General features: G+C 45.9%; 8 protein-coding genes and 1 riboswitch. All 8 genes read left to right on the top strand.

Features of this window, described 5'->3' with window-relative positions; genetic code table 11:
* Positions 1-194: 194 nt before the first annotated feature.
* The 8 genes from AC4EVX_RS05105 to AC4EVX_RS05070 all read left to right on the top strand — a co-directional run bounded on the left by AC4EVX_RS05105 (position 195) and on the right by AC4EVX_RS05070 (position 9,882).
* The gene (locus AC4EVX_RS05105) at positions 195-746 is read left to right on the top strand and encodes a TetR/AcrR family transcriptional regulator (RefSeq protein WP_308450996.1); all 552 of its coding nucleotides are present in this window, start codon (positions 195-197) and stop codon (positions 744-746) included.
* A 96-nt stretch (positions 747-842) separates the two neighbouring features.
* Positions 843-1,364: a GNAT family N-acetyltransferase gene (locus tag AC4EVX_RS05100; protein ID WP_490159707.1), complete on the top strand. Its 522-nt coding sequence runs from the start codon at positions 843-845 to the stop codon at positions 1,362-1,364.
* Between the two features lie 108 nt (positions 1,365-1,472).
* Positions 1,473-1,583: riboswitch (TPP riboswitch) on the top strand.
* A gap of 188 nt (positions 1,584-1,771) precedes the next feature.
* On the top strand, positions 1,772-3,115 hold the full coding sequence (gene thiC / locus AC4EVX_RS05095; RefSeq protein WP_490159715.1) for a phosphomethylpyrimidine synthase ThiC: 1,344 nt from the start codon (positions 1,772-1,774) through the stop codon (positions 3,113-3,115).
* A gap of 35 nt (positions 3,116-3,150) precedes the next feature.
* Positions 3,151-3,972 (top strand): bifunctional hydroxymethylpyrimidine kinase/phosphomethylpyrimidine kinase, encoded by an 822-nt coding sequence (thiD, locus tag AC4EVX_RS05090; RefSeq protein ID WP_177978288.1) that lies wholly within the window; start codon positions 3,151-3,153, stop codon positions 3,970-3,972.
* Between the two features lie 152 nt (positions 3,973-4,124).
* Positions 4,125-5,012 carry an SIS domain-containing protein gene (locus tag AC4EVX_RS05085; protein ID WP_177978289.1) on the top strand — a complete coding sequence of 296 codons (888 nt, stop codon included), beginning with the start codon at positions 4,125-4,127 and terminating at the stop codon, positions 5,010-5,012.
* A gap of 209 nt (positions 5,013-5,221) precedes the next feature.
* Entirely contained in the window at positions 5,222-7,156 is a 1,935-nt protein-coding gene (locus tag AC4EVX_RS05080; RefSeq protein ID WP_308451426.1) for a beta-glucoside-specific PTS transporter subunit IIABC, read from the top strand.
* A gap of 69 nt (positions 7,157-7,225) precedes the next feature.
* Positions 7,226-8,662 carry a 6-phospho-beta-glucosidase gene (locus AC4EVX_RS05075; RefSeq protein WP_177978291.1) on the top strand — a complete coding sequence of 479 codons (1,437 nt, stop codon included), beginning with the start codon at positions 7,226-7,228 and terminating at the stop codon, positions 8,660-8,662.
* 227 nt (positions 8,663-8,889) lie between these two features.
* The gene (locus tag AC4EVX_RS05070) at positions 8,890-9,882 is read left to right on the top strand and encodes an ROK family protein (RefSeq protein WP_177978292.1); all 993 of its coding nucleotides are present in this window, start codon (positions 8,890-8,892) and stop codon (positions 9,880-9,882) included.
* Positions 9,883-9,966 lie beyond the last annotated feature (84 nt).

Raw genomic sequence — 9,966 nt, 5'->3', positions numbered from 1 at the left:
TTAATAGAAATAATTAAACCAACATATGTTGAAATAAATAACAAAAAACCAACAAGTGTTGTGATAAAACGCCATAAAAAACCAACATCTGTTGAGTTAAAAGATTTATTAAACCAACATGTGTTTAGATAATATAGGAGAACCAGCATAAAAAGCATATGAACAAACCAAATAATAAAAGAAAACGTACCTCTATGGAATGTATTGAAAAGGTATTTATGGAGCTTCTCAGAACAAAAAAATTAAGTGAAATACAGGTTACTGATATTTGCAAACAGGCAGGTTTGAATAGAACCACATTTTATGCAAGTTATGCAGATGTGTATGATCTTGCAGACTCGGTTCGCAACAAATTTGAGAAGGTATTGCCGGAGTTTTACAATGGAGATCAGGACACTTTGAATGGCGAAGAGGAAGCAGATCACAGAGGATATTATTTGCGCCTGCTTCGTCATATAAAGGCAAATCAAATTTTTTATAAGACTTATCTCAAATTGGGGAATGATACTCCTTATGGGATGTTTTCTTATGATAAGAATGACAGAAAGCGGATGCAACCGCATTTGGAGAGTCAGAGTTCCTTAGAAAAATATCGCATGGAATTTCTGCGCGGTGGAATTTTTCAGATTATCAAGATTTGGCTTTACAATGGATGTCAGGAGACTCCGGAGGAACTGCTTGGCGTTGTGGAGGCAGAATGTCAGGGATGGATTGCGGAAAAAGGAAAACTCCCAAGGATTTTTTAATCTTCAATCTTCAAATGACAAAAGAGAAAAAAGGGCAAGTTAAGAAAGAATCAAAGAGAATAGGTGCAACAAATCATTCAGAAGGAGAATAGAGAGATGAGAGAGATCAGAGTGGCACAGCCGGAACAGCTTGAAGAAATCATGGGGATCTATGCGTATGCACAGAAATTTATGGCGGAACATGGGAATCCGACCCAGTGGGAGACGATTTATCCGCCGAGAGATCTGGTTGAAGAAAATATTCATCAGAAGAAATGTTATGTCTGTATGGACGGAGGCAAGATAGAAGCAGTCTTCTATTTTGCGAAGGAAGAAGACGAACCTTCTTACCGTCAGCTTGAATCAGGAGAATGGCTCAATGACAGACCTTACGGTGTCGTTCACCGGATTGCGGTGGCAGAGGGGACACGTGGAGCCGGCTCGTTTTGTCTGAACTGGGCATTTGAACAGTGTGGAAATTTGAAAATCGATACGCATGACGACAATAAGCCGATGCAGAACCTTCTCGCAAAACTTGGGTTCGTGTACTGTGGCAAACTTAAACTGGAGGAGAATGATCTGAGAAAGGAATTTCAGGAAGTGCGAAATCCGTGGAGAGGATATCACAAGGCGAACTGAGGAATTTTCTCGATTCGTTCAGAAAAAAACTGGACAGAATCATTCGACAGTGATAAACTAAAGAAGAATAAAATCAGATAATTTCATTCAGACAAAATAATTCAGATAAAAGCAAACAAAGGGAGCTTGTGGAAGCAGGCTGAGAGGAAGTAATCAAACTTCGACCTTAATAACCTGATTTGGGTAATGCCAACGTAGGGATCGAATGCGAAAACCGATGACCGAAAGAACATTTCAGACGGCGTCCTGTAAAGAACATCTCGTTCCCACACAGGATGCCGTTTTTTGATTTCATAATTTTGTAATTCGTACCATAATTCGTGGGAAATTGTATTTTATGACACAAAAACGCTTCATGTAAATACACCAAAGAATATTTTATATGAATGATATGAATGAATCGCGTCATGCTGATGAATGCTGTTATAGGAGGAGAGAAAATGAGAGAGTACACAACACAGATGGATGCGGCGAGAAAGGGAATCATCACGCCGGAGATGAAGATTGTAGCAGAAAAAGAAATGATGAGCGAGGAAGAACTGCGTGCCCTGATTGCGGAGGGCAAGGTAATCATTCCGTGTAACCGCCTGCACACTTCGATTGATCCGAACGGAGTCGGTTCGATGCTCAAGACAAAAATCAATGTCAATCTCGGAACTTCCCGTGACTGGAAAGATATTGATATGGAGCTGGAGAAGGTAAATGACGCAGTGAAGATGGGAGCGGAGTCCATCATGGATTTAAGCTCTTACGGAGACACGCAGGCATTTCGTCGCAAGCTGACCGCAGAGTGTCCGGCAATGATCGGAACCGTGCCGATTTACGATGCCGTTGTCTACTATCATAAGGCACTCAAGGACATTACCGCGGAGGAGTGGCTGAAGATTGTGGAAATGCACGCAAAGGATGGCGTGGACTTCATGACGATCCATGTCGGCATCAACAAGAGCACCGCAAAGCGTTTCAAGGACAACAAGCGCCTGATGAACATTGTATCGAGAGGTGGATCAATCATCTTTGCATGGATGATGATGACCGGGGAGGAGAACCCGTTCTATGAGTATTATGATCGCGTTCTGGAAATCTGCCGGGAGTACGATGTGACGATCAGCCTTGGTGATGCCTGCCGTCCGGGATGTCTTGAGGATGCAACTGACATTTCCCAGATTGAGGAGCTTGTGACACTTGGCGAGCTGACCCGCCGTGCATGGGAGAAGGATGTGCAGGTTATGGTAGAGGGACCGGGTCATATGCCACTTGACCAGATCTCTGCAAACATGAAGATTCAGCAGACCGTCTGCAAGGGTGCTCCGTTCTATGTCCTTGGACCGCTCGTCACGGATATTGCACCGGGGTATGACCATATCACCGCAGCGATCGGAGGTGCGATTGCAGCAGCATCCGGCGCAGCCTTCCTGTGCTATGTAACTCCGGCTGAGCATCTTCGCCTTCCGGATGTCAACGATGTAAAAGAGGGAATCATTGCTTCCAAGATTGCAGCCCATGCAGCAGATATTGCAAAGGGCGTAAAGGGTGCAAAAGATTGGGATCGCGCAATGGGCGCAGCGAGAAAGAAACTCGACTGGGAGGAGATGTTCAAGCTCGCAATCGACCCGGAGAAGGCGAGAGCATACCGCGCATCTGCAAAGCCGGAGAAAGAGGATACCTGCTCGATGTGTGGAAACTTCTGTGCAGTCAAGAATATGAACCGCATCATGGACGGAGAGATCGTTACCATTTTTGATGAGTGATGAAAATAAATAGGTAATAGGTGACAGTGACAATTATGGAAAACGGAGACGATAAAAAGATCAGCCGGAAAACCGTTCTGACGATCGCTGGATCGGACAGCAGTGGTGGAGCCGGGATTCAGGCGGACTTGAAGACGATGACGGCACTTGGCGTCTATGGAATGAGCGCAATCACGGCGTTGACAGCGCAGAACACGACCGGAGTGGCGGGGATTTTTGAGGCAGATCCCGCCTTTGTCGGACTTCAGCTCGACAGTGTATTCACAGATATTTTTCCGGATGCAGTGAAGATCGGAATGGTTTCCGGAAAAGAGACGATCCGTGTGATTGCGCAGAAACTTCGCGAGTATCATGCGAGAAATGTCGTGCTCGATCCGGTTATGGTGTCAACGAGTGGTTCGAGACTTCTTGCAGAGGATGCGATGGGGATACTCGCAGGGGAACTTCTTCCGCTGTCAGCGGTTCTGACTCCGAATATTCCGGAAGCTGAGATTCTCGCAGAGATGAAGATTGAGAATGAAGCTCAGATGGAAGAAGCCGGAGAAAAGATCTCAAAGCGCTACGGTGGTGCGGTTCTGGTAAAAGGTGGTCATCAGATCTCAACCGCAAATGATGTTCTCTACCGTGATGGGGAGTGGATCTGGTTTCGTGGAAGCCGGGTCAACAACCCGAACACACATGGAACCGGATGTACACTCTCATCAGCGATCGCCTGTGGACTTGCAGAGGGAAAGAGCGTGGAGGAGAGCGTAAGATGTGCAAAAGAGTATCTTACGGGAGCACTTGCCTCCGGTCTGGATCTCGGAAGGGGAAGCGGACCGCTCGATCACTGTTTCAAGATCAGACCGCTTACTTAGGCGTTGTGCATAAGCGCAGAATCCCAACTTCACGAATTCTTTTATTTATAGTATAATAATGAGTATAACTCAGAGTGGATGCCTCCTCCTCTAAAGGTGGAGGCATCGGACTTTTGCCACCGGCAAAGAAAATGATGGAATGAGGTTGAGGGATGATTTTTGAACAACTTACGGAGATGAAGGGATTTACTCATCAGGAGCAGGCTGTGGCCCGTTACATCTTGGAGCACACAGAGGCAATTCTGCCAATGTCTGCGGAAGAACTGGCGAAGGCATCTTACACCAGCAAGGCGACGGTAATCCGCTTGAGTAAGAAACTTGGACTTGCCGGATATCAGGAGCTGAAATTCCAGATCGTTTCAGAGAGTGTGCAAAATATCCGGATCAATCAGTTGCTTCAGAATGAACCGATCAACGAAAAAAGCACCTATCAGGATGTTTTAAATGTGATCCCGGCATTGTATGACAAAGCGATCAGTGATACGCGAATGTGTATGGATAAAAATGTGGTAAACCGGATTTTTAACAGGATGATGCGGGCGGATCAGATTGATTTTTACGGAAACGGGATCACTTACACGCTGGCACAGTCAGCGGCGTTCAAATTTTCCACGCTTGGTATGGAATGTCATGCCAGAGAGAGCGTGAATGCCCATTACCTGACGGAACGACAGGATCAGAAGCGGATCGCTTTTGTAATGAGCTTTACAGGGGCAAATCGTTCTATGATTGATGTTGCCCGGTATCTGAAAAAAACAACAAAGACGTTTGTGACAGGTATTGTGGGGAGACACAATGCGGATATTCGGGAATACTGTGATGAAATCATAGAGATTCCCTCCAGGGACTCACTTTTGAGTCTGAAAGTCATGACTTCTTATACGGCGGTTACTTATGTGCTGGATGTGCTGTTTGGCATGTGTCTTTCTCAAAATTACGGAAATCATGTGGAAGCAGCTTTGAAAATGGTAAACCGGGAGTCTCTGCGGACTACGGTGGACTATTGGAATCTGATTTACAATAAAGAGAAAAAGTCCTGAAAGAGAAAAACAATCAGAGACAATTAGAAACAATCAGGACTAATCAGGACTGATAAGGAATTGGACCATTGGTTCAAAATTTTGACCGGCTGGAACGGCAATTTTGAACCGATGGTCCTTTTGCTTTTTCGGATGCTGACATTTTATTGAATCAATGGTAAAGTTGCAGACAGAAAGAACCAGAGAGAACGATAAGGAGGAGGTTACACATGGATTACAAAAGACTTGCAGAACAGATCTTAGAGCTTGTAGGCGGAAAAGAAAATGTTTCTGGTCTTGTACATTGCGCGACCAGGCTTCGTTTTAACCTGAAAGATGAAAGTAAGGCGCAGACGGATGCTCTGAAAAAGACAAAGGGTGTAGTTGGGGTAGCAAAGAGTGGCGGTCAGTATCAGGTCATCATTGGAAGTGATGTGGCAAATGTGTTTGCACCACTGAATGAATTGTGTGATTTAAAGGAAAGCCGTGTAGGGGAGGAACAGAAAGAGAAAAAATCGAAAGTGGCAACGGCGATCGATACCTTATCTGGGATTTTCACACCGATTTTGCCAGCATTGACAGCCGCAGGTATGTTGAAAGCGGTACTGTCACTGCTTGTAGCGTTTAAACTGGTTGCTTCGAGTGACCAGAGTTATCAGATTCTGAACTTTATGGGAGATGCAACCTTCTATTTTCTGCCGATCCTTTTGGCAAGCTCGGCGGCAAAGAAGTTTAAATGCAACCCGTATCTTGCTATGATGTTGGGAGGTATTCTCCTGCATCCGAATTTTGTCAATATGGTATCTGCATCCAAAGAATCGGGAGAGGCGATTCGCCTGTTTATGATTCCGATCTACAATGCCAGTTATTCTTCCTCGGTAATTCCGATCATTTTAGCAGTATGGTTTATGTCCGTGGTGGAACCAATTGCAGACCGGATTTCTCCAAAGGCAATCAAATTTTTCTCCAAGCCGTTGATTACGATTCTGGTGAGTGGTGTTGTAACGCTCTCTGTGCTGGGACCGATCGGTTACGTCATCAGTAACTATATTGCGACATTCCTGCGGGCAATGGAGAGCTATGGATGGCTGGTTTCTATGATTCTTGGTGCGGTGTTCCCGCTCCTTGTTATGACTGGAACACATTATGCGATCGTCCCGGTAGGCATCAACAATCGTATGACTATGGGTTATGACAGTATGGTTTATCCGAATAACCTGGCATCCAACGTGGCTCAGGGTGGTGCAACCCTTGCAGTGGCGTTTAAATCAAAAGTATCTGAAATAAAACAGCTTGCGATGTCTGCCGGTATCACGGCAGTCTGCGGAATTACAGAGCCGGCGCTGTATGGTATTAATGTACCTTACCGGACACCGCTCTACTCTGCGATGGCAGGTGGTGCTGTGGGTGGTCTGTTCGTCGGACTGATGCATGTAAAGAACTACTCTGGCGGATCACCGGGACTTCTGACTCTGCCGAGCTATATTGGCGGAGATAGCCTCAGAGATCTGCTGTTTGCCAGTATTGGTGCGGGAATTGCTTTTGTGGTTGCTTTCGTAATTTGTTTTATTCTTTACAAAGACCCGAAGGAAGCTTTAGAGGGGGATGGAAAAGAAAAGGACAGTGTTTCCGCAGAGAACAAGAGCACGGTGGAGACAGAAAAGACAGAAACCTTTGTTTCAAAAGAAGATTGTGCACAGCCGGCTTCTGACTGTGATATGGTTTGTTCTCCGGTTTCAGGTAACGTGATTCCTCTGAGTGAGGTGAAAGATGAGGTATTTTCTCAGGGAATCCTTGGAAATGGTGTTGCCGTGATTCCGGATGAAGATGTGATTGTATCTCCGGTGAATGGAACAATCGTATCTATTTTTGATACGCTTCATGCGGTCGGTCTTCTGGCAGACAGCGGAGAAGAAGTGCTGATCCACATTGGTCTTGATACGGTAAAGCTGGGTGGAAAGTATTTTAAGGCTCTGGCAAAGACCGGAGATCGTGTATCGGTTGGCACTCCGCTGATTCAGGTAGAATTTGACAAGGTGAAAGAAGCCGGGTATGACACTGTAACCCCGGTGCTGGTAAGCAACACAGCAGTTTATCGCAGTGTGACGGGCGAAACAGGAAAACACGTAAAAGCAGGAGAGCCGGTTATTCAGGTACAAAAGTAAAAACGTAAAACGTAAGAAAGCAAGAAAGTAAGAATAATCGACTGGTGGACAGGAATAGGAGAAATGACGATGCATGGATTACCAAAAGAATTTTTGTGGGGCGGTGCGACAGCAGCAAACCAGTGTGAAGGCGGTTATCTGGAATGCGGAAAGGGATTAGGAACGGTAGATGTGATTCCCTGGGGAGAAAACAGACGGGCAGTGATGGAGGGCATCATGGATTATCATAGCTTGCCGGAGGATTCCTTTTATCCGTCCCACGGTGCTACCGATATGTACCATCACTGGAAAGAGGACATCCAGTATATGGCAGAGATGGGATTTAAGTGCTATCGCTTTTCGATTGCCTGGTCCCGCATTTTCCCAACAGGAGAAGAGGCAGAGCCAAATCAGGAAGGACTGAAGTTTTATGATGATCTGATTAATGAATTACTGGCAAATCGGATTGAGCCGGTGGTTACGATTTGTCATTTCGATGTGCCACTGCATCTTGAGGAAACCTACGGATCATGGAGAAGTAGAAAGCTGATTGATGCCTATGTAAAATACAGCAGAGTCCTGTTTGAACATTTTAAGGGGAGAGTTCACTACTGGATGACGTTCAACGAAATCAATATGCTGATGCATCTTCCGTTTATGGGAGCAGGAATTCGTTTCCGGGAGGGAGAAAACCAGAAGCAGGTGAAGTATCAGGCAGCGCATTACGAACTGGTGGCTTCTGCGATGGCAACAAAAATTGCCCACGAGATCGACCCGGAAAATAAGATTGGCTGTATGCTGGCAGCAGGGAGTTTTTACCCGAATACCTGTAATCCAGAGGATGTCTGGGCGGCGAAGAAGCGGGATCGTGGAAATTATTTCTTCGTGGATGTACAGGCGCGCGGTGGATATCCGGCTTATGTAATGAAACAGTTTGAGCAGGAGAATATCCATATCACGATGGAGCCGGAAGATGAAAAGATCCTTCGGGAGAATACGGTGGATTACATCGCATTCAGTTATTATACTTCCCGTCTCACCAGCGCTGATCCGGATGTAATTGCGAAAAATTCCATTTCCGGTAATGTAATGAAATCCCTGAGAAATCCACATCTGAAGGTAAGTGAGTGGGGATGGCAGATTGACCCACTGGGACTGCGCATCACGATGAACGATCTCTATGACCGCTATCAGAAGCCACTGTTTATTGTGGAGAATGGTCTGGGTGCGGCAGATCGGATTGAGGAGGATGGAAGCATTCAGGATGACTACCGTATCGCCTATCTGGAGGCTCATCTGAAGGAGATGATGAAGGCTGTGGAAGAGGACGGTGTGGATTTGATTGGTTATTGTGCCTGGGGCTGTATCGATTTGGTGAGTGCTTCCACCGGAGAGATGAAAAAGCGTTATGGTATGGTCTATGTGGATCGGGATAACGCCGGAAACGGAACCTTAAAGCGTACTCCGAAAAAGTCGTTCGGATGGTATCGGCATGTGATCGAAACAAACGGGGAGTGTTTGAAATAAATAAAAAACAATGGCGGTAGGTCCAGATAAAAAATGGATCTACCGCCATTTTCTGTGTATATCGGAGACATGGTTGTTTGACAAGAATCTTATGACAAGTCTGATAAAAAATGGTATGATTAATTGAACTGGGATAAATGGATAAAGGCAATGAACAAAGGTAATGGATAAAGACATAGTTAAAAACAATAGATAAAGACCGCGACAGGTGAGGAGATGGACAGCTTATGGGACAGAGATATGTGGGGATTGATCTTGGGGGAACAAAGATTGCAGTTGGAATCGTCAGAGAGACGGCGGAAAATAAGTTTGAGATTGAGACAAAGATCCAGGCTCCGACGGGTCTGCCGAGAGAGCCGGAGGATCTGGCGGATGAAATTTTTCGGCTGGCAGTCCGACTGTTGGATTCTCAAAAACGGAGCTTTGCAGAGATCGAAAGTGTGGGAATTGGAATTCCGGGAACGGTCAATCAGGAAAAAGAGAGCGTGGAGTATGCAAATAATTTTGGCTTCGACAACGTTCCGTTTGTGAGAATGTTGCGGGATCGATTTCCATGTCCGGTCTATGCGGAAAATGATGCAAAATCGGCATCCTGGGCGGAGTATTTAGCGGGAAGCGGTCAGGGAAGTAAGTCGATGGTGGCAGTGACGCTCGGGACCGGAGTCGGTGGTGGCTTGATTCTCGATGGAAAGATTGTGAGCGGAGTCAATGCTTCTGCCGGGGAACTCGGACACATGGTGATCCGAAAAAATGGGCGCAAATGTACCTGTGGGCGAAGGGGATGCTTTGAGGCGTATGCGTCGGCATCCGCGCTCGTCCGGTCGGCGAAACGGGAGGCAAAGAAGAATCCAGATTCTCTCCTGAATCAATTGTGCGCAGGCGACCGAAGTGCGATTGATGGAAAAACAATTTTTGAGGCGGTTCGGGCAGGGGATCTGACAGCAAAGGGGGTGTTCGATCAATATCTTGATGATCTGGCGGATGGAATTGCAAATATCATCAATATCATTCAGCCGGAAGTACTCTGTATTGGAGGCGGGATCAGTGGAGCGGGAGAGGAATTGCTTGCTCCGTTGAGGCAGAGAGTTGCGCCGATGATTTATTCGCGGGGTTCCGAGAAAAATACGCGTCTTGTGACGGCAAAACTCGGAAATGATGCCGGTATCATCGGAGCCGGGGTGCTCTGTCGCCTGGAAAAAGCGATAGAAAAGAAAGGATAGAAAAGAAATAAAGAGAGAGCTAAAATAAAGAATAAATGAAAGAATAAATAAAGAGTAAATAAAGAATACAGATAAAGACAAGAC

Source organism: Brotaphodocola sp. (assembly GCF_983179755.1).
The sequence above is the reverse complement of the archived record's forward strand: the minus strand, read 5'-3'. Positions and strand labels throughout refer to the sequence as shown.